Annotated in this window: 25 protein-coding genes and 1 pseudogene; 11 read left to right on the forward strand and 15 right to left on the reverse strand. The window is 69.1% G+C overall.

Annotated elements, in window-relative coordinates:
• Positions 1–672: 672 nt before the first annotated feature.
• Positions 673–1,164: a hypothetical protein gene (locus tag AC067J_RS42770; protein ID WP_478308264.1), complete on the reverse strand. Its 492-nt coding sequence runs from the start codon at positions 1,162–1,164 to the stop codon at positions 673–675.
• Between the two features lie 93 nt (positions 1,165–1,257).
• The gene (locus AC067J_RS42775; protein WP_478308265.1) at positions 1,258–1,443 is read right to left on the reverse strand and encodes a hypothetical protein; all 186 of its coding nucleotides are present in this window, start codon (positions 1,441–1,443) and stop codon (positions 1,258–1,260) included.
• Positions 1,444–2,372: 929 nt separating this feature from the next.
• Between AC067J_RS42775 and AC067J_RS42780 the strand changes: the two genes are divergently transcribed.
• From AC067J_RS42780 to AC067J_RS42795, 4 genes are all read left to right on the forward strand, one after another.
• On the forward strand, positions 2,373–4,349 hold the full coding sequence (locus AC067J_RS42780) for a zinc-ribbon domain-containing protein (RefSeq protein WP_478308266.1): 1,977 nt from the start codon (positions 2,373–2,375) through the stop codon (positions 4,347–4,349).
• A gap of 753 nt (positions 4,350–5,102) precedes the next feature.
• Positions 5,103–5,969: a Mu transposase C-terminal domain-containing protein gene (locus tag AC067J_RS42785; RefSeq protein ID WP_478308267.1), complete on the forward strand. Its 867-nt coding sequence runs from the start codon at positions 5,103–5,105 to the stop codon at positions 5,967–5,969.
• Positions 5,970–6,255: 286 nt separating this feature from the next.
• Positions 6,256–7,266, forward strand: coding sequence for a TniB family NTP-binding protein (locus tag AC067J_RS42790; protein ID WP_478308289.1), 1,011 nt, complete (start codon positions 6,256–6,258; stop codon positions 7,264–7,266).
• Positions 7,267–7,721: 455 nt separating this feature from the next.
• Positions 7,722–7,877 (forward strand): hypothetical protein, encoded by a 156-nt coding sequence (locus AC067J_RS42795; RefSeq protein ID WP_478308268.1) that lies wholly within the window; start codon positions 7,722–7,724, stop codon positions 7,875–7,877.
• Positions 7,878–8,057: 180 nt separating this feature from the next.
• Here AC067J_RS42795 and AC067J_RS42800 read toward each other — a convergent pair whose 3' ends face one another.
• On the reverse strand, positions 8,058–8,795 hold the full coding sequence (locus AC067J_RS42800) for a hypothetical protein (RefSeq protein WP_478308269.1): 738 nt from the start codon (positions 8,793–8,795) through the stop codon (positions 8,058–8,060).
• Positions 8,796–9,439: 644 nt separating this feature from the next.
• Between AC067J_RS42800 and AC067J_RS42805 the strand changes: the two genes are divergently transcribed.
• The gene (locus tag AC067J_RS42805) at positions 9,440–9,625 is read left to right on the forward strand and encodes a hypothetical protein (RefSeq protein WP_478308270.1); all 186 of its coding nucleotides are present in this window, start codon (positions 9,440–9,442) and stop codon (positions 9,623–9,625) included.
• A gap of 9 nt (positions 9,626–9,634) precedes the next feature.
• Here AC067J_RS42805 and AC067J_RS42810 read toward each other — a convergent pair whose 3' ends face one another.
• From AC067J_RS42810 to AC067J_RS42835, 6 genes are all read right to left on the reverse strand, one after another.
• A complete protein-coding gene (locus AC067J_RS42810; RefSeq protein WP_478308271.1) occupies positions 9,635–10,189 on the reverse strand; it encodes a hypothetical protein in 555 nt (184 codons plus the stop codon).
• A 173-nt stretch (positions 10,190–10,362) separates the two neighbouring features.
• Positions 10,363–10,599: an ATP-binding protein gene (locus AC067J_RS42815; RefSeq protein ID WP_478308290.1), complete on the reverse strand. Its 237-nt coding sequence runs from the start codon at positions 10,597–10,599 to the stop codon at positions 10,363–10,365.
• Positions 10,600–10,725: 126 nt separating this feature from the next.
• The gene (locus tag AC067J_RS42820) at positions 10,726–11,253 is read right to left on the reverse strand and encodes a hypothetical protein (protein WP_478308272.1); all 528 of its coding nucleotides are present in this window, start codon (positions 11,251–11,253) and stop codon (positions 10,726–10,728) included.
• Positions 11,254–11,301: 48 nt separating this feature from the next.
• On the reverse strand, positions 11,302–12,291 hold the full coding sequence (locus tag AC067J_RS42825) for a tyrosine-type recombinase/integrase (RefSeq protein ID WP_478308273.1): 990 nt from the start codon (positions 12,289–12,291) through the stop codon (positions 11,302–11,304).
• Positions 12,288–13,217: a tyrosine-type recombinase/integrase gene (locus AC067J_RS42830; RefSeq protein ID WP_478308274.1), complete on the reverse strand. Its 930-nt coding sequence runs from the start codon at positions 13,215–13,217 to the stop codon at positions 12,288–12,290. The genes AC067J_RS42825 and AC067J_RS42830 overlap by 4 nt, the downstream gene beginning before the upstream one ends.
• A complete protein-coding gene (locus AC067J_RS42835; RefSeq protein WP_478308276.1) occupies positions 13,214–14,416 on the reverse strand; it encodes a tyrosine-type recombinase/integrase in 1,203 nt (400 codons plus the stop codon). The genes AC067J_RS42830 and AC067J_RS42835 overlap by 4 nt, the downstream gene beginning before the upstream one ends.
• 249 nt (positions 14,417–14,665) lie before the next feature.
• Between AC067J_RS42835 and AC067J_RS42840 the strand changes: the two genes are divergently transcribed.
• Genes AC067J_RS42840 through AC067J_RS42850 form a run of 3 tightly spaced genes read left to right on the forward strand, consistent with a single transcriptional unit; the run spans position 14,666 to position 15,405 of the window.
• The gene (locus tag AC067J_RS42840) at positions 14,666–14,818 is read left to right on the forward strand and encodes a hypothetical protein (protein ID WP_478308277.1); all 153 of its coding nucleotides are present in this window, start codon (positions 14,666–14,668) and stop codon (positions 14,816–14,818) included.
• Positions 14,815–15,114 (forward strand): hypothetical protein, encoded by a 300-nt coding sequence (locus tag AC067J_RS42845; RefSeq protein ID WP_478308278.1) that lies wholly within the window; start codon positions 14,815–14,817, stop codon positions 15,112–15,114. Before AC067J_RS42840 ends, AC067J_RS42845 begins: the two co-directional genes overlap by 4 nt.
• A gap of 33 nt (positions 15,115–15,147) precedes the next feature.
• Positions 15,148–15,405 (forward strand): hypothetical protein, encoded by a 258-nt coding sequence (locus tag AC067J_RS42850; RefSeq protein WP_478308279.1) that lies wholly within the window; start codon positions 15,148–15,150, stop codon positions 15,403–15,405.
• Positions 15,406–15,425: 20 nt separating this feature from the next.
• Here the strand turns inward: AC067J_RS42850 and AC067J_RS42855 are convergent, their stop codons facing one another.
• The 3 genes from AC067J_RS42855 to AC067J_RS42865 all read right to left on the reverse strand — a co-directional run bounded on the left by AC067J_RS42855 (position 15,426) and on the right by AC067J_RS42865 (position 18,047).
• The gene (locus tag AC067J_RS42855; protein ID WP_478308281.1) at positions 15,426–15,980 is read right to left on the reverse strand and encodes a hypothetical protein; all 555 of its coding nucleotides are present in this window, start codon (positions 15,978–15,980) and stop codon (positions 15,426–15,428) included.
• 70 nt (positions 15,981–16,050) lie between these two features.
• Positions 16,051–17,721: an alpha/beta hydrolase gene (locus AC067J_RS42860; RefSeq protein WP_478308282.1), complete on the reverse strand. Its 1,671-nt coding sequence runs from the start codon at positions 17,719–17,721 to the stop codon at positions 16,051–16,053.
• Positions 17,718–18,047, reverse strand: coding sequence for a hypothetical protein (locus AC067J_RS42865; protein WP_478308283.1), 330 nt, complete (start codon positions 18,045–18,047; stop codon positions 17,718–17,720). Before AC067J_RS42865 ends, AC067J_RS42860 begins: the two co-directional genes overlap by 4 nt.
• A gap of 211 nt (positions 18,048–18,258) precedes the next feature.
• Here AC067J_RS42865 and AC067J_RS42870 point away from each other — a divergent pair, with 211 nt between their 5' ends.
• A complete protein-coding gene (locus tag AC067J_RS42870; RefSeq protein WP_478308284.1) occupies positions 18,259–18,471 on the forward strand; it encodes a hypothetical protein in 213 nt (70 codons plus the stop codon).
• A gap of 32 nt (positions 18,472–18,503) precedes the next feature.
• On the forward strand, positions 18,504–18,758 hold the full coding sequence (locus tag AC067J_RS42875; RefSeq protein ID WP_478308285.1) for a hypothetical protein: 255 nt from the start codon (positions 18,504–18,506) through the stop codon (positions 18,756–18,758).
• An 85-nt stretch (positions 18,759–18,843) separates the two neighbouring features.
• Here the strand turns inward: AC067J_RS42875 and AC067J_RS42880 are convergent, their stop codons facing one another.
• Together AC067J_RS42880 and AC067J_RS42885 are read right to left on the reverse strand one after the other, a co-directional pair.
• Positions 18,844–19,317 (reverse strand): hypothetical protein, encoded by a 474-nt coding sequence (locus tag AC067J_RS42880; RefSeq protein WP_478308286.1) that lies wholly within the window; start codon positions 19,315–19,317, stop codon positions 18,844–18,846.
• Between the two features lie 426 nt (positions 19,318–19,743).
• Positions 19,744–20,436 carry a hypothetical protein gene (locus AC067J_RS42885; RefSeq protein WP_478308287.1) on the reverse strand — a complete coding sequence of 231 codons (693 nt, stop codon included), beginning with the start codon at positions 20,434–20,436 and terminating at the stop codon, positions 19,744–19,746.
• Positions 20,437–20,778: 342 nt separating this feature from the next.
• Here AC067J_RS42885 and AC067J_RS42890 point away from each other — a divergent pair, with 342 nt between their 5' ends.
• Positions 20,779–21,723 carry a trypsin-like serine peptidase gene (locus tag AC067J_RS42890; RefSeq protein ID WP_478308288.1) on the forward strand — a complete coding sequence of 315 codons (945 nt, stop codon included), beginning with the start codon at positions 20,779–20,781 and terminating at the stop codon, positions 21,721–21,723.
• Positions 21,724–21,779: 56 nt separating this feature from the next.
• Here AC067J_RS42890 and AC067J_RS42895 read toward each other — a convergent pair.
• Positions 21,780–22,052, reverse strand: a pseudogene (locus AC067J_RS42895) (transposase); the annotation flags it as partial.
• Positions 22,053–22,151 lie beyond the last annotated feature (99 nt).

Consider the following 22,151-nt stretch of genomic DNA (forward strand, 5'->3'; position numbering starts at 1 on the left):
GCCCTGTCTTCATGCTCGGCAATCGGCAAGATCACCCGACCGTGCTGTCCAGTCGAACCCACGTCCACCAAGATCGATACGACAACGGCTTCTGAGGCCGTATGCCTCTGAACGGGCCCGAGCTCTGGCAGGTCTTGGCTGCAGTCGAGCGGGGCCTGATCGGTTCGCGCATTGCATCTGACCGGCCGAGATCCCTGCAGACGTCGCCGCTGCGCCGAGCTCACGTCACGGTTACCGGTCGCTTCACTGGTCGATGGTTGCGTAATCGCCCAGTCCGGTCGGGCCCGGGCAGATCATTGGACAGACCCAGACACGTGTTGGCAGACGCCAGCGGCCGGGCTGGAGGCGGCGTGGTGTGGTGGCGTGCGGCTGACCGTCCTGCGGCGGTGGGCCCTGGTGCCGGGTGTGCGAGGCGCTCAGGGCGGGCGATGTGCGGCGGGACCATGCCCCGGATACCACCGCAAACCGTCTGCCGGGCACCAGGGTCGCGCTGTCGACCAGTGCCCCTTGACGGCGAGCCTGCCAGCCGCAGCCGGCACTCCGACCGGTGCGGGGCGTTGTAGTTCGGCCTCGGCACTCCGAACCTCCTCGGCTCGGGCATCTCCGGAAAAGCAGTCCCCTGCTGGCTGATGAAGGCCTACAGCCAGAAGGGGCCTGCTCTGGACCGGCAGTCTAGGCGACTTTGCGTCGCCCTGGGCTGCGATTCCATCGGGCCGCGAATGACCGGATGGAGTCGGCGGTGAAGACGGGGCCGGCGCCGATGCGACCGATGGGTCGGGGGAAATCCGGGTGCTGCCCGTCCAGTTGGGCGACTCGTTGACGGGATACGTCCAACGCGGCGGCCGCTTCTGTGTATCCCATCAGTTCCTGGGACCGGGGGTGGTCCCTTTCCATGTTGGCCTGCTCTGCTGTGACAACTTGCAGGCTTGTCAGCCTGGCCTCGCTCCCAAGGCAAGAGGCAAGCGCATCGGCCGCCCCCGATGCCGCCTGCTGCGCGGCTTGGACGAGTCCGGCCGCACTCAGGCGCCACACGAGGTAGAGGAGCCCTCTGTTCGTGTCGTGCCGGATGGTGCCGCCGCTGCGTTGAAGGAGCTCGTCGAACTGGTCGTCCGAGATGCTCCCGCCGAACTCGGCGGTTGCTGTTGCCCTCCACTGTCGTTCCACTGTTCTCCTCCTTCGTCCTAGCCTTGCTGTTTCCATGTGGTGTTCGGATGGACAGGGGGCGGGGGCCTGGCCTTCTGGCCCCCGCGGCACCTGCTAGGTCTTCTCCGGGAAGACCAGGCCGATCTCTTCCAGCTGCTTGACAAGGTCAATGAACTCGCCGGGCGCTTCCGGCGAGCCATGGGAGACCGTCACACCGTCCCGGCCGAAAAGCCAGTTGCCGGCCTTGGTCTGCCGAGCGGTGAATCCCTGGCGCCGCAGCGCGGCGAGAAGCTCGTCCATCCATTCGTCCATATCCATACCACCCCCAAACCTTGCTTGTGTCAAGTGTTACACGGGACGGACGGACGGTAGCGCCCTCGGAGCCCGGTGGCAAATCGGGGTCCACCCTGCGGCGGCGACGGGATTGGACCGCGGCCGCGCAGCACTTCCGCGGTCATCGCCGACCGCCGCGACCAATTCCTGATGCACCTGCGCGACGAGCTCTACCCGATCTCCTGTCCCGACCACCGGAGGCGGCTCGAAAGCGGCTGCTCGTATCCAGTACCCGGCGCCGGTTGTTCAGCCGACTTGGGAGCGGCGGTGGCGGACGGCTTCGAGGCGTGCGCCGAAGCGAGCGGTCTTGTCCTGGGGGAAGTCCGCTGTGGCCAACCATCTGCCAAGATCGGCGTGGCGGTGGGGATGAGCCAGATCGGGATATCGAGGAGGAGGGCCTGCAGGCAGGTGTCGGCGCTGCCGTCGGTGGGGTGGGAAACGAGGCCGGGTTCCTCGTCGAGGAGTATGTGCAGGGTGCGGTCGGTGCCGGTGAGGTGCCAGGTGCGGCGACGGCGGGCGCGCTCGGCGGCCCAGGCGATGGGGTAGCAGCGGTTGGGCAGGTCGTGGCGGGTGGGCAGCGCGGTCGGCGCCGGTGGCCGCGCCTTCGACGATGACCAGGCGTTCGCCGTCGAGGTCGGCTCCGCAGTCGAACAGCTCTGTCCGCTCCGGGCGCCCGAATCGCCGAGAGCTGACCTGCTTCCGCCTCGAGGCCGCCGTGCGCCCCCTGGCTCCTTTCCCGCATGCCTCGGGCCGGACGCTAGAGTCACCGCATGTCGACAGCGAGCGCTCGCACAGTTTCAGGACCGGATATCAACTCCGTTGACAGAGATCTGCTTTGGCCTCCGAAGCCTGATCCGTTACCGGCCGGCTTCGGCAGCCGTGAGGACCGCCGGCGGATGGCGCAGGCCATGCGAGAGTATTGGAGCGTGGCGAACGGCGAGCGTGGCGCCCGGGTGCTCGAGGAACTGACGGCCGCGCAGCGGCGTCAAGGCGACGCGAGTGCGTTCTGGGATGCGCACAAGACCACCGTGAAGGCGCTGTGGGCTAACCGCAGCGGCGGGCGGGGCCAGACCGTGGTCGCCGACATCCATCCGGTGGCGGAGCAGTGGGATCCCGGCAATCCGTCGAGCCCCGAGGCGGTCTCGGCCACAGCCCAGCGCCGGGGTGTGGAGAGCCCCTACCGGTGGCGGTGCCCGCTGTTTCCCGACGAGCATCCCCGCTGGTCGGCCTGGCCGAAGGACCGGGTGCAAGCGGGAGCCGGCTGCCCAGCATGCCGGAAGCTGACGCGGCTGGCTGACCTGCCCACTCTCGCTGCCCAGTACCGGGGCGACCAGCCGGTCGAAGACGTCGCCTACGGCTCCCACAGCCGCGTTCCTTGGCTGTGCCGGACGTGGGCGGTGGACCCGTTCACCGGGTTGTGGCGCACGGTGGAACACCGGTTCACTGCCGAGGTGAAAAGCCGCGCCCTGCAGCAGGACGGCTGCCTGGTGTGCGCCGGCTTCCTGATCGACGACACGAACAGCCTCCAGACCTGGTTTCCCGAACTGGCCGAGCAGTTGGACGACCCGGAGCTGGATCCGGCGGCAATGCCGACCACCACGCACAACGCCGCCGGCCAGCAGAAGGCGCCGGGACAGAGGGCGTATGCCAAGGTCTGGTGGCGGTGCCGCCACGGCCACCGCTGGGAGGCGACCGTCCTGAACCGCGTCCAGGGGGCCGACTGCGGAAAGTGCTCGACCTCGGGGACCTCGAAGGAGCAGGTCCGGCTCGCTGCCGAGCTCGCCGAACTGTTCGATCTCGCGCCCGTGCAGCAGGCCGATCCCCGACTGCCCGACGGTGTCCGTGACTTCGCCTCCCATCGTCTTGCGGTCCCACCCGCGTTCAAGCCGGCGCACTGGCGGTACCAGGATGTGGAGGTCGATGTCATCCTTCGCCTGCCCGGGTCGGACATCGCCGTGGGTGTTGAGTACGACGGCTCGTACCATCACAGCACGACGGTGCGCGAGGGGGCCGGGCGCCGCGACGAGCGGGAGAAAAGTGAGGTCCTCGCCCGCGCCGGGCTGCTGGACCTCGTGGTCCATGTCCGTGTCGGCGAGCTCGTGCCGCTCGAGGGAGAGCACCTGCTGAGCGTCGGCGTGGGTGAGCGCAGCGGGCCCTTCGAGCAGGCGAACGCTGTCGCGCGGGCCCTGCGCGAGCGCTATGCGGCGCACTGGCCGCGCCTGGACGACTACCTCGCCGGTGGCGTGGCGGTCGCGCAGCACCAGGCGGACGCGTACATCACCGAGGTGTGGGGGCAGTTGGCCCCTCCTCGCGCCAAGCGCCCCAAGGCTGAGCCGAAGGCGCGCACGCTGCGCGCGACTGCTCCGTATCCCGACAGCTGGCTCACACCAGTCGGCGAGCCCTACCGGCGGCCGGGCAAGCCCCGCGAAATCGTCCGCGACTACCAGTGCCGGCGCTGTGGCAGCGGAGAGATCGTCACCGCGGTCCAGTCGCAGGTCACCTACGGAACCCGCACCAGCTGCGGGTGCCTCAAGGACGAGGTCGCCCAGCGCAAGCGCCCTGTGATCTCCCGCGAGGAGATGCTGGCAGTGCGCACGTGGGCCGCCGGACGCGGGCACGACATCACCGCCATGGGACGGGTGGCCGACCGGTTTACCGCCTCCTACCGGCTCTATGCCGCCGGCCGCTCGGATCTGCTAGGTGTGGACGGGCTCCTGGCCGAAGCCCCGGTCACCGACTGGGCCCGCCGGGAAGGCCGCGCCCTGGGCGTCCGTGACCGGGTCACCAGCGAGTTGTGGCTGGACTACGCACACCACCAAACCACCGCCCGCCCGACCAACACGGAAGACACGGCAGGCACCGGGATCGGCTGACCGAAGGGCCCGATCTGGGCAGCACCGAACCCACCCCCGCAAATAAGCGGGGCGGGTTCGACGCTGGGCGAATGTCGGCAGATCGACCGCGGTCTCCGCGGCCTGCGCGGGGGCAGTATCCAAGCTGCAGCAACAGCGAGCCGCGTCACCACAGTTGCAGCAGAGCTCGGCGGATGCGAGACGCCCGTGCTCCTGAGCCAGAAGCAGACAATCAACCCAATACGCCCAAGTACGGCTTCCACTGCCGTCCCACCGGCGACACGGATAGCCAGGCACCCCTCCCCCACGCCGGAACCCGCCATGCCCACACGCCCACCTACGGCAACCACCCGTACAGAAGGGCGCGGAAAGGGCCGCCAAGGCCCGCGTCCGGCGGCAGCCGGACTTTCGCGACCAGCGGGGTGACCCCATCCACCCACCACGAAGATCTCAACTAGCAAGCCCGGCCCGGGCGGCGGAAGCGGCACGGGCCAGCAGCCACCGCACCACATCCACAGGGCGAAAACCCGACCACCCAACCCGACTAACCAGCCAGAGGATTATCCCTGCAGTTGCGACATTGTCAGCCCAACTACAACACGGCAGCTCAAGGCGCCAACATGCAGTCATCATCAAGCCGTGCTACCCACAAATACCCAGTTCAGAAGCCTCCATCAGAATCCTGAGGCTAACTCCGGCACTACAGCTCGTAGCCTTGCAGATGTTGTAGCTAGCGAGATAGCTGACAGCCCCCACAACGGGCTGCGCCACCCCGTGCTGCCCAAGACACGGCTGACACCGAACGAGATGTGGGGCGCGCTGACCGCCGTCTGCGGGTACGTGCCGGTCCCGTTGACCGGGCGGGACTACCTGGAGCTGCTGCCCGTGCGCTGGCTCACCATCAGCGACCACGGCATCCGCCTGGGCCATCGCACCTACGACCACGACCTCCTCGGCCCCCACCGCGGCCAGCCCTCCCCCATCGCCGCCCGGGGCGGCCGGTGGGAGGTCCACCACAACCCCCACGACCTGCGCCAGATCTGGATCCGCCTGCCCGACCGAGACGACCTGGTCGAGATCCCCTGGATCCACCGCGACCACGTCCACCAGCCCTTCGACGACCGCACCTGGGACCACATCCGCACCGCCGCCCTACGCCGCGGCGACCACGACCAGCACGAGGCCGACCTCGCCCAGGCCCTCGACGACCTGATCCGCCGCGCCACCGCCGGCCACGCCACCCGCACCGAACAAGCCCTCCTCACCCGCGCCCAACCCGCCCGCATCCCCCACCCCGCCAGCACCGGCGACAGCACGGCGCAGCCGGCACAACCGGTGCTCAAAGACCGCACAGGCACACCACAGCAGCGGGCCGCGGCCGGACGAACCACGCACCGCCCCGACACCGAGAGCGGCCCGCGCGAGCACGGCGAGGACACGGACGGCTGGGAGGACACCGAGAGCCTGGACGGCCTGGACACCGAACCCGACACCGGCCAGTGGACCGACGACCACGACGAGGACGACGGCGACGGCTGGAGCGACACGTGGACCAGCGGCCACCCCGCCGGCCGCTCCCCCGCCCCGCCCTACACCGGCCTCGGCCTGTGGAACGCCCAGCAGGAAGCCGAACGATGGTGAACACCCACCACCACACTCCCGCACCCGGCGGCCAACGACCCCACCCCTTTCCCAGACCTGCCGCGGCATACCGAAGGCGGGCGCAGCAGGGCCGTGCCTCAGCGTTGCGCGGCTGCGCCGGGGCGTTGCGGCGCTGCCAGTCCCGGCTTCGTGCGCTTCGTGGGGCCGCTGGGTACCCGGCGCCCGGTCAGGGCCCGCACAGGGTGTACCGGCACGCTGGTACCGCGGGAAAGGAGAACAGGCGGTGAACGGTGCCAGCACGAACATCCCGACGACCACGGACGCCGTGGTGAGGCCGGCGGAACCAGCGCCGTACAAGGTCGACACCTGGCACGGCTTCCAAACCTTCGCCACCACCCCCGCCCCCGCACCCCCCGGGCCCGGCGAGCCGGAGCGCAGCACCGAGGAGCGCCTGGCCTACCACTCCGCGTTCGTCACCGTCCGCACCCCCGCCATCGACACCCTCGCCCTGAGCGTGCGCCGCCTGATGCTGCTCGGACGCCACCAGCGCACCACCCCCCGGCCCAGCCTGATCCTCACCGGGCCCGCCGCCACCGGGAAGACCACCGCCCTGCTCGAAGTCGGCCGGGCCTGCCACCTCGCCCACACGCGCCAACACCCCGCCCCACCCGGGAACGGGCAGCCGGCCGTGCCCGTCGCATACGTCCTCGTGCCGCCCGGTGCGAGTGCGAAGACCCTGACCGCGGGTTTCGCCCGCTACCTCGGCATCCCCGTCACCGCCCGCACCACCCAGGCCCAGCTGATGCACGCCGTCTGCCACACCTACAACACCGCCGGCGTCCGTCTGGTGCTGATCGACGAGATCCATCGCCTCAACCCCCGCACCACCACCGGCGCCGAAGCCGCCGACCTGCTGAAAGACCTCACCGAACAGATCGGCGCGACCTTCGTCTACGCCGGCATCGACGTCACCACCACGGCCCTGTTCAGCGGGGTCCGGGGTGCTCAACTCGCCGCCCGCGCCAGCCTCGTCGAAACCGGCGCCCTACCCGCCCGCCTCGGCACCCGCCGCCCGTTCACCGACCTCGTCACCGACCTCGAAGCGGCCCTCGACCTCCGGCGTCACCGGCCAGGCACCCTGCCCCGCCACGCCCCGTATCTCCACCAACGCACCGCCGGACGTATCGGAAGCCTCGCCCGCCTCATCCGCGAAGCCGCCCTCACCGCGATCCTCGACGGCACCGAACGCATCACCAAAACCACCCTCGATGGCGTGCGCCTGGACCACCAAGCCGAAACCCACCACCCACCCCACCCCCGCGGACGAGGCCGGTGAACACCCCGGCTGGCTGAGAAACCGATCCGGCGTACCGACACCAACTGAGAATCCCTCAGGATCGATGAGAAGCCAGGCTCGGGCATCCGCCGACCCGTACCCGACACCCGACATGATCCGAGAACACCCCGAGATCAATGAGAACGGACCCCCGGAACCCGTCCAGACAGCCTCAACAGCACCCCACCTGACCAGGCAAAACAGCCCTGACCAGCCAAAACGCGCGCCCTGCCATTAGCGCACAGCGAAACCCACAACACCGAAGATCAAAATCACCGAACCACCAACAACCCCAGCACACACCACCAAACCTCAACAACCAACACCCCACCACCGTTCTCACCCAACCTACAAAACCCCAGTCCACAGGCCATCCCGCACTTCAACTACACCCCCCTCAAACCTCAGTCGAGCAGCACGGCCACCCGCGGGTGCCCCGCCCGCACAAGGAGCCGGTGGAAACCGTGGAAGCCGGGCCCGGCGGCGAGGAGCAGGCGGTGGTGTCGCACTTCGCCCTCGGCACCTGGCTCAACAACCAGAAAGCCCGCCGGGACAAGCTCACCCCGGGCCAGCTCGCGCAGCTCGCCGAGCACGGGGTGGAGTGGGCGTAGCAGTGCACGTGGGCCACGGACGCCCGAGCCACCCAGAACCTGCTGGAGAAGTGACCTGTTGGTCACGAAGCAGCGCTCTGCGAAGCAATACCCCACGGCGAGGTGCCGCGTGATCGATACGCGGAAAGCGGGCCGGCCTGTGCCAGGAGGGTGCGTCGGCGGGTGGCGTCCGGATGTGGGTCACGGCGTGAGGGCGGCGGAGACCCGGGCGAGGTGGTGGGCTGACAGTGCGAAGTGGTTGGCGGGATTGCGGTAGGAGTGGTGGCCGTCGTTGACTCGTACCCCGTCTTGGGTGGTCCGCCAGCGGGCGGGTCCGGGTTGCCCCTGCTGTTCCAGGAGGAGGAGTGCGAGGTGGTCGGGGTCCTCGACGGCCGTGCGGGCGCGTAGCGCGGCGGCCAGGCGGGGAGCGGCATTCGTGGGCGGGCTGTTGTCGCCCATGGCGGGCAACAGGAGCAGCAGGCGGGCGTGGGCGTCGAGGATGCCGGCGTCCGGCGTGCCGGGGTCGGGCGGGATGTTGTCGGCGGCGGTGGCAAGCTCGGGCCAGGACAGGGCGGGTCCCATGAAGTGACCGTCGTCCTGGGCGAGGAGTTCGGCGGTGTCCCAGGTGGGGTGGTGCAGGAGGTAGTCGGTGCCGCGGTCGCCGTCGATGGTGCGGTAGACGACGTGGAAGCGGTGGCCGTCGGCGAGCGAGACGGTGGACAGCGGCCAGTCCTCCTTATCCCACAGGCCGCGGTAGAACTCCGTGGCGGCCTCGTAGTCCGCGCCGAACAGCAGTTGTTGGGCTTGCTGACTGCGGGCGCACGAGCCTAGGTGCGAGAGCCAGAAGAGCGGGTCCTCCAGGAGCTCGGGGTAGAGGGTGAACGGGCCGCCCTCATAGCCGGGCAACCAGGGCGGGGCAGGGTCTGCGGGGTCGGTCACGCAGCCATCATCACGCCCCGCACCGACAAGGCCCGGGGCGGTCCCCAGGTATGAGAGCAGTAGGTGCCTTCTCATTGGAGGGCAGCGGATTGGAGCTCTGCGGGGAGGTTGGGCAGGGGGATGAAGGCTGTCCAATGGGGGCCGTCGGGAAGGGCTTCGGGAAAGTACGGTCGGGGAAAGCGGTCGCGGCTGCGCCCGGATGGGTCTTGCGGTGGTCGTAGGCGGCAGTGTTCGGCGGCTTGGAGCAGCGCTGTCAGCGCGGATTCGGTGTCGGTGAGCAGCCGGAGGCCTGGGCGTCTGCGGTGCTGGTGGTAGCGGGCGGCGGCGTCCAGGAGCAGGCGGGTGATTTTGTCGGGTCATATGAGAGCCACTGCTTCGGCATGAACGGGAGCCGGGGCTAGGCCGTTCGTGTCAGTGACGTACTCGACCGTGGCGGGCGTTCTTCGGTGAGTTCGGGAGCCGTTTCGGCGAGATTGGGAGCCACTGATCGGGTGAGCCGATAGGCGTGGGCGGAGTGTCCGTAGGGGCTGGGATGGGGGCGTCGGTAGCTTGTGGCCGTGGGCCCGGGTCGCCTCCCTGACAAGTCGCGGCCAGGGCTCGCCCTTGGACGTGGCGAAGGGCTGGACCCGTGGGTTCAACCCTTCGTGTCCACGACTGTCGATCGCTGGGCCTGGCTGATGATCGCGGCGCACACCCAGCTCAGCCTCGCCCGCCCGCTCGTCGCCGACCTCCGCCACTCCTGGGAACGGCGGAACCGGTCAGGCCACCCCCGCCCGCGTCCGGCGCAGGTGAAGGGCGTCAAGCCAAGAAGGACCGCTACGAAGAACTGAACCCAATGCTCAGCGTGCCGGAACAGGTGTCTCCGCAAGAACGCCGATGCCGCTCACTCGCATCGACGCCGTCAGTGCGAGCGGACTGATGCCCAGGGCTGTGGCGATCTCGGGGGCCATGTCGAACGCCCGCCACTTCCACTCCTCCTCGGACTCGTGGTTGCGCGCGTTCTCGTGCCAGGTGGGCGGCAGGCCCATCCGCTCCCGCTCGGCCTGTTCCTGCACAAGCGGTTGCCCCAGTGTGAGGAGTCCGTCGTCTACCTCACCGGTCTCGCAATACCGCCGCACCACGACCCCGTGCTCTGCGATCAGCCAGGCTGAACCGTCGTTTTGTGTACCGAAGTAGTACGCCTGCGCCACTCCGTAGCGGGAGCTCAGGCCGATACACAGACGCAGCACCTCGTCGCTTCTCTCGCTGCTGCACGGGTCGCACCACGGGCCGATCACCAGAGTCCATCCTTCGATCTCAGGACTCACATAGACCCGGGCCAGTCCATCCGGGTTGTCCTCCGCCTCTCCGTGGCCGTCCTCGTCGATGACAGCCTCGGCCTCGGCGAACGTCACGGGGATGGGTCGGGTGAGGCCCAGGTCCGCAATGACTCCTGCCTGGTCCCCGGTCGGTACGGCGATCCAGTAGAGCCAGCACGTCGACAGTGGCCTTGGCCGGTCGTCCCTCGCGATTCTCACGACCACAGCCTGCCACTCCAAGAGCGGGGGCTCGGCTCAGGGGTTGAATCTCAAGCTCGGTTCGGGGTGGGGAAGAGGGATTCCTGGGTGGCCTGGTAGCGGTAGGACTCGGTGCCGGTCTGGATCAGGGTGCAGCGGAAGGTGATCCGGTCGGCGATGGCCGCGCAGAGGCGGGCGTCGCCGAAGGTCTTGTCCCATTCGGTGAAGGGCGAGTTCGTGGCAACCGCGGTGGCCTTGCGCTCCTCGCGCTCGGTGAAGATCAGGTTGAGGTAGCCGAACTCGTCGATCTATGCCGATATCCGCATAGCTGGACCTATGCCGAGACCGCAACTATGCCGAGAAAGATGTGGGCGAGCATGATCGTGGGCAGCGTGAGGGCCGTTCTGCTCGGCATAGTCGACGGCGGGGAAGGTCTACCCGGCCCAGGGGGTCGGTCCCTGCTTGAGGACGTCGAGCTCGTGCGTCTGGTCGGTGGGCCAGAGGTCGATCTGGTAAAGAAAGTGATCGCCGGGGCCGCCGTTGGTGTCGACAGCCGGTGGGTCAGAGGGGATGTAGGAGACCCGGACTCGCAACAGCCCTGCGGGGACGGTGATGCTTGGCCCGTCCTCCGGGTGGACGCCCGGGCTGGAGACGGCGAGTTGGCCAGTCGGGGCAGCCAGGTCCACCTCCACGATGTGCTCAGCCGTCGGCTCGACCATGGGCGTGAACGCGTGGACGGTGATCAGCGATTCGACCATGTCGTCCCGTGCGGTGCCGACGGAGATCGAGTGCGGTTCCACCCCGATGCGGTGGATGTGGACTGCTTCCTCGGTCCAGCCGGCTGGTGGGAGGGCCGGGTCTGTCGCGTGTTCAGCCATCCACGCGTCATAGGGCTCAAGATCTTGGACATAGAACTGCCCGTGATCGGCATCGATCAGGAACTTCAACGAATCATCGGCCACCGCCGCAGGCTATCGAAGCGGACTGTCACTGTCGGCTCCGCTCACGACTCACAGGCGGTCGAGGAACGCGAGGACCTTGTCGGTGGGCTGGTAGCGGCCGGGGCGGGCGGTGACCGGTGCGGTCAGGGAGAGTGCCTTCTCCTTGATGGTCATGTCGGCGTGGACGTAGGCGTCGGTGGAGCGGACGCCGGCATGGCCGAGCCAGAGCGCGATCACTGTGGTGTCGACACCGGCTTGGAGCAGGGACATCGCGCAACTGTGGCGTAGGACGTGCGGGTGGACGCGCTTGTCGAGGAGGGTCGGGCAGGCTTTGGCAGCGGCTCGGACGTGGATGGCCAGGCGCTGGGCGACGGCGTCGCGGGTGAGACGTCGCCCGGTTCGGGTGCAGAACAGCGGTTCGCCGCGCTTGCCGGAGCGTTCACCGAGCCAGGCCCGCAGCAGGTCCTGAACGCTACGGTCCAGGGGGACGGCGCGGTGCTTGCGGCCCTTGCCCTCGCAGCGGACGGACGCGCCCTCGCCGAGCGTGACGTCGTCGCAGTCCAGGCCGGTGAGTTCGGAGACGCGCAAGCCGGTCTGGACGGCCAGGGCCAGCATCGCCTTGTCCCGTCGTCCCTCCCAACGACGCGGGTCCGGTGCCGCGAGCAAGGCGTCGACCTCTGCTGCCGTCAGGAAGGTGACGTTCCTTTTGTCGAACCGCTTGGGCGGGATGTCCAGGACGCGCTGGATCAGGAGGGCGTGTTCGGGGTGCTGCAGGGCGGCGTAGGAGAAGAGGGAGCGGATCGCGGTCAGCCGGACGTTGCGGGTGCGGGCGCTGTTGCCGCGTTCGTCCTCCAGGTAGTTGAGGAAGGCGGAGACAGCGTCGGCGTCCAGGTCGGCCCAGTCCAGTCTCTCCGGGGCGGTGCCCGTACGTTTGTGGACGAACCCGAGGAGGAGGCGGAGCGCGTCGCGGTAGGCGGCGACGGTGCGCGGGCTCACCTGGCGCTGGCGGACCAGCCGGTCGGTGAAGAACGACTGGAGGGTGGGAGCGATCGAGGTCACGGCCGTGCCGCCTTTCCGATGCCTTCGCGGCGGTCCGCCGCCAGGGCCAGTAGTTCCGGGGCCGCTGACATGTACCAATAGGTCGAGGACGGCTCGCGGTGCCCGAGATAGGTGGAAAGGGACGGGATCCTTGCCTGGACGTCGGCGCCGTCGCAATACCAGGCCAGCAGGGTGCGGACGGCGAAGGTGTGGCGGAGGTCGTGCAGCCGGGGCGGGTTGGGGGCATTTGTCCCGACGCCGGCGCCGGTCACCATCTGCCGGAACGTGGGGGCGACGACGGCGTAGATCAGACGCCGCCGGGTGCGCGAGACGAAGAACGACGGGTCCGCGGGACGCGGCGCGTCCTGGTCGCGGAGGGCGTCGTAGCGGCGGAGCGCGTCGACGCCGCTGGCATCCAGGGGAACCAGGCGGGACTTGCCGAACTTGGTCTCCCGGATCCGCAGCACGCCCTCGGCCCAGTCGATGTCGTCGTGGTCGAGCTTGATGGCCTCTCCGACCCTCATGCCGGTGGCGGCGAGCAATCCGACCAGGGTGCGGTAGGTGGCCGCGCGCAACGGCGGCCCGAGCCTGTCGGCCTGCCCCATCACCGCAGTGACATCGGCGTCGGAATAGATGAACGGCTGCCGCCAGCGTTGCCGGTGCGGCAGCAGGCCCGGCGGTGGGATCTCGGTTGCCGGGTCGATGCCGCTGAGATAGCGGGCGAAGCCGCGGACCGCGGTGATCCGGCGCGGGCTCACGGTCGTCACCGCCTCGCCTTCCCGCGCCCGGACCCAGGCCAGCGCGGTGGTGACGGTCACCGTGGTCTGCCTGCGTTCGTCCAGGAAGGCGACGAAGTCCGGCAGCAGCCAGGCGGCCTCGGCCAGCTTGTGCCCGAGCGAGCGGCGGAGCCGCAGGTAGTCGTCGAGTGCCTGCCGTAGTCCGGTCATGCCGCCTCCGTCCCGGCCCAGGGGCGGGCGACCGCGCGGAGCGCGGTGAAGTCGACCTTCGCGTAGAGCGCGGTCGTGGCCAGGTCCTGGTGCCGAAGCACCTGGCTGATCGCCGTCAGCCCGGAGCCCTGCCGCAGCATCTCCCCGGCCAGAGCGTGCCGGAGCCGGTGCGGGCCGACCGTCGGCAGCCCAGCCCGCTTGCAGGCCCGCTCCACCACGTCGCCCACCAGGTCGGCGCGGATCGGTCCGCGCGGCGCCCGGTCCGTGACGAACAGGCGACGGGTGTCGACCTGGGGACGGGCTTCGGACAGGTAGGCGACCAGGGACTCACCGACATCGACCGGCAGCGGGAGCCGGTCCTCCCGCCGCCCCTTGCCACGGATCGTGATCTCCCCAGACCGCCAGTCCACGTCCTCCAGTTGCAGCCGCGACACCTCGACCGAGCGCAGGCCCAGTCGGGCCAGCAGCGTCAGGATGGCGTAGTCGCGGACTCCAACACCGCCCGCGCGCGGACAACAGTCCAGGAGCCGCTGGACATCGGCCGCGGACATCGTCGGCGGGACCGCCGCCAGGCGCCAGCCACCGACCGGCGGAACGGACGCACCGAGCTTCATCGGGATCAGCCCCCGCAGGTGCAGGAACCGCATCAGCGAACGCAGTTCGGCGACCTTCCCCTTCGCCGAGCCGGCCGAGACCCGCGCGCACTCCCGAAGTAGGAACGCGTTCAGGTCGGCGCTGCTCAAACCGGCCGGGGAGAATACTCCGCCCGGCATGGCCTGCTCGGCCAGGAAGCGTCGGGCGGTGTTCGCGTAGCGCATGACGGTGGTCGGCGACAGCCCGCGCTCTCCGGTCATCCAGTCGCGGAACTCCTTCAACACACCATCCAGTGGCGACACTTCGGCCCTGGGCGGCGGGACGAGCCCGGCCTCGCGCAGATAGGCGAGCAGGGGCCGCAGCCCGCGCGGTCCCGGGAGTCGCCGGCGGCCTGCCTGTCGCTGGTCGTTCAGGAATCGCTCCACGGTCGCCTCGCCGAGATCGCCGATCTCAAGCCCCAGCCTGGACAGCCATATCCCGACCAAGCCCAGATCCTTGAGCATGTTCCGCGTGGTCAACGTGGTGTATCCCCGTGCCGTCAGCCAGGATCTGTAGCCCTCGACATGCGGTGCGAGAGCACCGGCCTTCCTGCGTGTCCCCGCCATCGGGACCCCCTTCCCGCAAGGCGCCCTGCCTCGCGGTCAGGTGCTGCCCACCCTCGGCACTATGCAGAGATCCGAAGGCCAGGATTCACGCGAACGAGGGCGTGGCGTGGCAATCTTCGGCATAGCCGCAGTCTCGGCATAGGTCCAGCTATGCCGATATCCGCATAGCTGGACGAGTTCGGCTACCTGAACCTGGACAAGCGCGGTGCCAAGCTGCTGTTCCAGATCTTCACCGACCCGGGCGAGCGGATGCCGCTGGTCGCGGTGTGTGTGCTCGCGGCCGTGATGCCGTCCTGCGTGCTCGGCGACCTGCCGCGCGAGCTCACCCTGCTCGCCGACGAACTCGACGCCGCCACCGCCGCCGGCCGCGCCGCCACCACGGCCACCGGCTGCGCCGGGTGAGCACGACCGGGCGCCGGGCGCTCGGGCCCGGCGCCGCCCGGGTGCTGGCCGACACCGTCCGGGCGCCCCGTACTCCGCCGCCGTGGTCGCCAGCCGCTGTCGACACCGCGCTGCACACGGTGTTGGACGGCTTCGAGCGGACCGCCGCGTTGTGGTGGGAGGCCTTCGAGGACCTGGACGAGGACGTCCTCGCCGAGACCGCCGCCGAAGCGCGGGCCTTCGGCGCCGATCCGGCGGCCGCCGTCGACGAGCTGGTGCGCGGTCTGCTCGGGCAGCTGGCCGACCGACCGTGGTGATCACCGCGCCCGGGACACGGAAGAATGGGGCGGGTGACCAGCAGCCAGCCCCTTCCCCGGGGCCTCACCTCCCTGATCCCCGACGCCCGCGCCCAGGCCACCCCCGGCGAGCGCGCCGCCTCCCAGCTCCTCCACCTGCGCGATGCCACCGTGCCGGTGCCGGGCCTCGCTGCGGCCGCCGAGCTGATCGCGCCACAGCTGAGGAGCGAGGACCCGGCGACCCGGGAGGCGGCGGCCGCTGTCCACGCCCGGCTGCTCGCCGCGATCGACGGTGCTTCCCCGGGGCGGTAGCCCCGACCCGTCCACCTGTGTCAGCTGGAGGTGCCCGGTGTTGTGGGAGGCATCAGACAGGGGGTGTTGACCCGGAAGAGCAGCAGCCCTCCGGTCGTGGTCTCGACAGTGATCAGGTACCGGCTTTCCGGCTTAGACGCGTCGAGGACCGTGTCCACCTTGCCGTCTGTGCTCTCCCGGTAGCCGTCGATCTTGAAGCCCTGCTGCTCGAGCATCGCGCGGACCTTGCGGACCGCCTCAGGGTGCTGCTCGAGCGGAGCGGAGCTGTAGACCGCGTACGACATCTTGTACCGGCCGTCCCTGGCGACCTCGTTCTTCTTGCCGACGCAGTCGTTGAAGAACGGCTCGGCGCTGCCCGTGTCGAGGGTGACGCCTGCGCTCTGGGCCATGTACTCGGTCATGTGCTGGGCCCAGTCCTGGGCGTCCTGGCGGGCCTTGACGGGCAGCGGCTCGTTGGGGCCGGGCGTGGACATGCATCCTCCGAGGATCAGGGGCAGGCAGAGCGCCAGCGCGGCGACGCCGAGGCGCCGCGCTCCGGCGGTGCGGGCAGCGGGTCGTGGCAGGGGAAACGGCATGGTGGAATTCCTTGCGGCTGGAACAGGGTGAGGACCGGGCAGCCGGGCTGTGGCCAGCCCGGACCGGCGATCACAGGGGACCCGGTGGGGTGACGGTTAGCCTGGGAAGCGTGGTCGGCGGCTTCCCGACGATGATGCGGCCCTGGTTGTCGACGCTCTTACTGCCGTCGTCCCAGTAGCCGCTGTGCCCGGACGTGTCGACCTCAAATTGCTGCCCGCCGAACTCGCCGCGTACCGGGTCGAAGCCGAGGCTGAGTCCTGCGGCCAAAGCGATACCGTCGTCTTCGGCTCTGCCGGTCCAGAAATGGCTCGGGTCGATCTGGAGCTGGTAGGCACGGTCAACGGTCATTCCAGGACTCGCAACAGCGACGATCTCGTCAGCGCCCAATCCTTCCCCACCCGCTGCAGCCGCACCGACGAGCGTCGTTCCGTAGCTGTGGCCGAACACCGAGAGGTGACTGGGATGGTCACCCTGGGCGACCCGGGTGCCCTGGGTGAACTGGCGCAGGGCCTCGGCCCCGTCCGAGGACCGGGTAGTGCCGACAACGGCGAGGTTCGGCGCTTGCTGAACCGGGACCTCGGGGGCGTCGTAGCCGAGCCACGAGATCACCGACACCTTCTGGTTCGTCCCCTTCGACGCCTGCCTCGCGGCCTCCTGCAGGTCACTGACGCGCGTGAGCTGGCCCCCTGTGCTGTCGATCGTCGTTCCCGTACCCGGGACCAGGACGGCCGTGTGGTCGGCGGTGTCGGGATTTCCCATGGCGACGATCACCTTGCCGTCGCCGTCGTAGGCCTTGGCATCGAGACCGAGCAGGAACACCCGTTTGTCCTCGACCGCGGTGTCGTGCCGGTCGAGTTGTTCCTTGAGCTTCATCAGCGTCTGCTCGCGAACGTTGTACTCCCCGGCCGTCATGTCGCTCCCACGCGGGCTGCCGGCCTTCAGCTCGTCCAGCTGCTGGTCGAGGACGAGCCGGTTGGCCTCGTCCCGTGCCGCGGCGGGCAGGCCGTCCAACTGCCCGATCCGGTCCGGGTAGAGCGCGAGGTAGGTGCTCTGCTGCTCGGGGGTCAGGGACTTCCACCAGTCGGCGGACGTCTTCGGGTCCTTGTTGTCGGGAACGTACGGGTCGGCCAGGCCGAGGTCCTTCGCCACGTCCCTCACATCGGCGGCGGTCTCGGCGGCGGAGCCGAACACCCGCGGGCGGGTCAGGGTGTCGGCATCGAGCCGGCCGAGGGCGCGGTCGCCCTGGTCGCTCGCCTGCTTCGCGTCGGCCAGGGCCTTGTTGATCCGCTCCTGGACATCCCCGCGCAGGGTCGTCAGCGCCTTGCGTTCAGGGCTGGATATGGCATCCGGGTCGTTCCGCTCGCCCTCACCCAGCGGCGGCAGGTTCACCGTCCCGTCTGCACCAACGACCAGACCCCATTCCTCGGCGCGGTGAACAGCGTTCTTCAGATTGGTCTGCGCCTGGTACATCCGCTCAGCGACCGTATCCAAGGTCAGCACCACAGCGGCGGACTCGACCCTCAGGATCTCCAGGATCTGCTCGTTTCGGCCCAGGGCGAAGAACGCCTTCTGCGCGTCCTCCCCCTCCCACTTCGCCTGCCGCAGCGGGCCGTTCACCTGGCTACGGTGCCTGTTCTCGGCGGACTGCGCTCCGTTGGACAGATCGCGCCACGCTTTGGCGGCATCGTGCAAGCTGGTCGGGTCGAAGCGCATCAGGAGCTCGAACAGGTTGCTGCTCACTGTCCCGGCTTCTCCCATGCCTCGCCGATCCCCTGCGTCGTCCAGACACTGGCGACGGCGTTCTCGTTGCCCTTGTAGGCCTGCGCTGTGGCGGTGAGGTTGTCACCTGTCTGCTTGAGTCGGTCGCTGACGCCCGTCAGCACGGGCGCCCACTCCCCCGCCACCCGGCCAAGCCGTGCGGCCACTGACCAGCCCGTCAACTGGCCGGCGGCCGTCTGGCTGGCCGTAACAGCCGCCTGACAGGGCTTCCGGAGATCCTCACCGATTGTCCGCGCCACCCCCGCGGACATATCGATCTCGCCCGGATTGACCTTCAGATGCCCCACTGCAGTTCCCCTCCCGACAGTTCCTCGGTTCAGCGCGAAGCCTATTGCGGTGATCGGCTGATTCCTATCCGTATAGGTACTCAGCCGATATGAGAAGAAAGCAACCAAAACAGCGATACGTCCTTCCGGACGCGGTCGCGACTTCAAAAGGCCGCATCGCAGAACCACCCATCTGATCGCCGACGCCACGGTCGACGCCCTGGAGCGCGGCTTGCTGCTCCATCTGGCCGACTGGCAGCACGCGATCGGCGAGCTCGGCCGCGCCCTGACCGCTGCCGCGCAGGAGCGTCCGCTGCCCGGGTGGGCGGCCGGCGCAGGCCGCACCGAGGACGTCCGCCGGTGCCGCGCCGCGCTGCTCAAAGCCGTAGCCCGCCACCACCACGGCGGCCTACCGACCGCGGAGCCGGACGACCGACCGTGGTGATCACCGCCCCGCCGGGACGCGAGAATGGGCAGGTGACCAGCACCCAGCCGCGCGGCCTGAGCTCCCTGATCCCCACTACCCCACCCGAGACAACACCCGGTGAGAAGGCCGTCGCCCTGCTCGCACACCTGCGCACCGCGACCGTCCCGGTCCCGGTCCTCGCCGCGGCCGCCGCGCTCATCGCCCCGCACCTGGAGGACCCGGACCCGGCCACCCGCGCTGCCGCCGGCGCCGTCCACGCCCACCTGCTGGCCGCCATCGAGGACGCCTCACCCGGCGTCCTCTGACAGGCGATCTTGACCGATTGCCAAGTGATCTTGACCGCCCGATGTGACACCCGCTCCGGCCAGGACTCCTCAGGCGAGGTCGGTGTCAGGTTTTGCTCGTCACCACCCGCACGTTGTCGAGGTGCAGGCGCAGCGTGCCGTCGACCGGACATCGCAGGCCGACCGACACGCGGCGGACTTGGCCGTCCGCGGCGAGGGCGAGTGCGACCGCCGCCTGGAACACGTCGTGCCCGGTTGGACACGTGATGTCGGCCGGCCTGCGGAAGGCCCTGCCCGGCCGCGGGCGTGAAGGAGCGGATTCCGCGAGCTCCCAGGTGGATCCGCCTGCGTGAACATCTCCGTCCGCTATGCCGAGCGGCAGGCAGCAACCCTCACAGAAGCACTCGTCCGCGGCCACTTCGAACTGGTCCCAGCCGCACCACCGGCAGACGAGGGGCGTGATCACCATCCGCCCGTGCTGTTCCGGGACGGAAGCCTGGCCCAGCATCGACAGCAAGCCGCTGCCCGCCGCCATCGCCTCGCCTGCCGGTCCGGTACTCCACGCGCCTCTGCCTTCCACATCCGCGATCCTTGCACGGCCTGAGGTGGGGCAGTCCTACAGACCCTGCCTTCCGTATCACCGATCAAGATCAAGTGGCAGAAGCCCACTGGCCGTCAAGGTCGCTTGTCAATCGGTCAAGACCACCTGCCGGAGGACAGCCCTTCTGACCCGTCTCAAGTCAGTTTGACGAGTCTCACCGAAGTTTGACCGCCGATATCAGGGGTGTTGGGGTGGGGTCAGGTGGTGGCGCACTCCAGGATTCGGCCGTCGGACGTGCCGACGAGCAGGCGGCCGGGTTCGGTTGCGGTGAGTGCGGTCGGGACGGCCAGGGCACCGGCGATGGTCAGCTGGTGACGCCAGCGGAGGGTGCCGTCGTGGATGTCGAGGGCGAGGATCTCGCCGTTGCGGTAGGCCAGGTAGCCGGTGTCCTCTCCGGTGTCGAGGTCAGTGGCGACGTGGTCGGTCCGGAAGGTCCAGCTGCGGATAGCCGATCTCGGAGATGTCCTGGGCCAGGTCCGCCAAGCTGACCTCAGGGTTCAGCAACGATACGAGTTCCTGGTCCAGCGGCCGCAAGGCATGGACCTGACTCACCGCCCCCAGGTCGATGGAGACCTCGTAGTAGTCCTCGGCGAAACGCTGGAACGCTTCCGGAGAACGGTCGACCAGGAGGCCGAACAGGCTCGTCGCCCCGTCAGGATCGACAGCACCCTCGGGGAAGTCGATCGTCCCGTGGTGCCACCGCTCGTCCGTCGGCCCCCGCCACAAGCAGGCCGTCACGACCGGCACCTCGTCCTCGTCGGTGAACGCCGGCTCCTCGACGAAGGGCCTGAAGAGCTCGGGGACCTCGTCGATCACTCCCGGCCAGGGCTCGCCATCGTTGCTGGAGGGGCTCATCGGCGATTCGTGATCGAAGCCCCGCACATAGGCCCCGGCCGCCGAGAACACGATCGAGTACTCGTCTCCCGACCCGTTGCGCATCGACGCCATCTCCTCACCGTCGGCCCAACCGGCGTTGAAGGAGTAGTACCGGCCCTCCCAGTCCGGGCTCAGGATCGCATCGAGCATCGCCAGCGAACGACACAGGTCCCGCAAGTCGGCGATGGCGGGAAGCTGGCGGGCTACGTCATAGACAGTCACATGCTCATCCAACCCGACACCACCGACACCCAAGCCCGCCGGGGCCGTCGTGAGCCCTCCAGTTCCAACATGCGTGGCCAGGTTCCCACTATCGTGGCTCGGCTCAACTGCCCCTTCCAACTCACACCACCAGCCGCATGGACCGCAGACCGACCCGCCGACTACGACTTCCAGTCGCAGTCGCGGGACCGACTGACATGTGAATTCCCCTGCTAATCAAGCCTGTTCGCGTGCTTTCTTTGAGTATCCGTACTCAGGCGACGCGCCCAGGCCCGGTGTCACGCTGCCATGACGGCGGTCACCCGGCCGCCCGACGGACACGGAAGTGGGGACGAAGTGAAGTTGCTGAGGACTCTGTGCGGCGCCGCGCTGGCGCTCGCTCTGGGACTGGGGACGGTCGGCACCGCCGACGCGGCGGCGCCCCGGCCCGACCGGACCGCCGGCACGTCGACCTCGGAGACGAGCACGGCGGACGACGCGGCGGCCCGCGCGTACTGGACGCCCGAGCGGATGGCGGCCACCGTCGCCGAGGAGGCGAAGGCCGCCGGTGGCAACGCGGCGGACCGGGCCGAGGTCGACGCCGCGGCCGCCCGCTTCGCGGTCAACCGGTCGGTGGACCGGACGGTGGGGCGGGTCTTCTACTACAACACCGTCGAGCAGGCGAACAAGAGCTGCACGGCCAGCGCCCTCAACAGCCCCTCGAAGATGATGGTGATCACGGCGGCGCACTGCGTCGCGGGCAAGGGCAGCCGGATGAACGGCAAGGATCCGAAGTGGTTCAAGGTCGACTGGATCTACGTGCCCGCGTACAACGGCAACGACCCGTACCCGTACGGCATGTTCACCTGGAAGCAGGCCCGGGTGTTCAACAACTGGCTGGACGAGTCGGACGCTCCCGAGTGGGACGTCGCGATGGTCACCCTCAACCCCAACGCCAACGGGCAGAAGGTGGTCGAGGCCACCGGCGGGAACGGCCTGGTGGTCAACCGGCGTGAGGAGACCTTCGTCACCGCCGTCGGGTACCCGGCAAACATCGACGACGCCGCCCACCAGGTGAGCTGCGCAGGAACCCTGGAGCGGCTGATCCTCTATCCCATCCTGTTGGACCTGCCCTGCCGGACCCTGGGCCAGGGTGCCAGTGGCGGGCCGTGGCTGTGGGTGGATCCGGACACCCTGCAGACGGCGGTCAACGGGGTCACCCGGGCGCACGACGGCGTGGAGATCGACACCCCGTACTTCGACGACAATGTCTGGGGGATGTACACCCGACAGGGCTCGATCACCTGACGGTCGTCCGCCAGGATACTCCCGGTCGGGCCCGGGCTAGAGATCGTCTTCAAAGATCAGACCCAGAGCAGGATTGAGGCGATGGTGACGGCGGCCTGGTAGGACTCGCGGGTCTTGTCGTAGCGGGTGGCCAGGCCGCGCCATTGCTTCAGCCGGTTGAAGCAGCGTTCGACGACGTTGCGGAGCCGGTAGGTGTGCCGGTCGAAGCCCGGTGGTCGGCCTCCGCGGGAGCCGCGGTTGAGACGGCCGAGCGCCTGGTCGGTGCGTTCTGGGATGGTGTGCGGGATCGCACGTCTGCGCAGGTAGGCGCGGATCTTGCGGAAGCTGTAGCCCTAAGAAGCCGTTGTCTTTCCGAGAGTGATTGGTGCGTTTCCGCTGGTCAGGCATAGGGTCGGTGCTTCGGCGGCAGAGACGGGGTGTCGTGTCGT

It is taken from the genome of Kitasatospora sp. NPDC042419, from assembly GCF_056437345.1.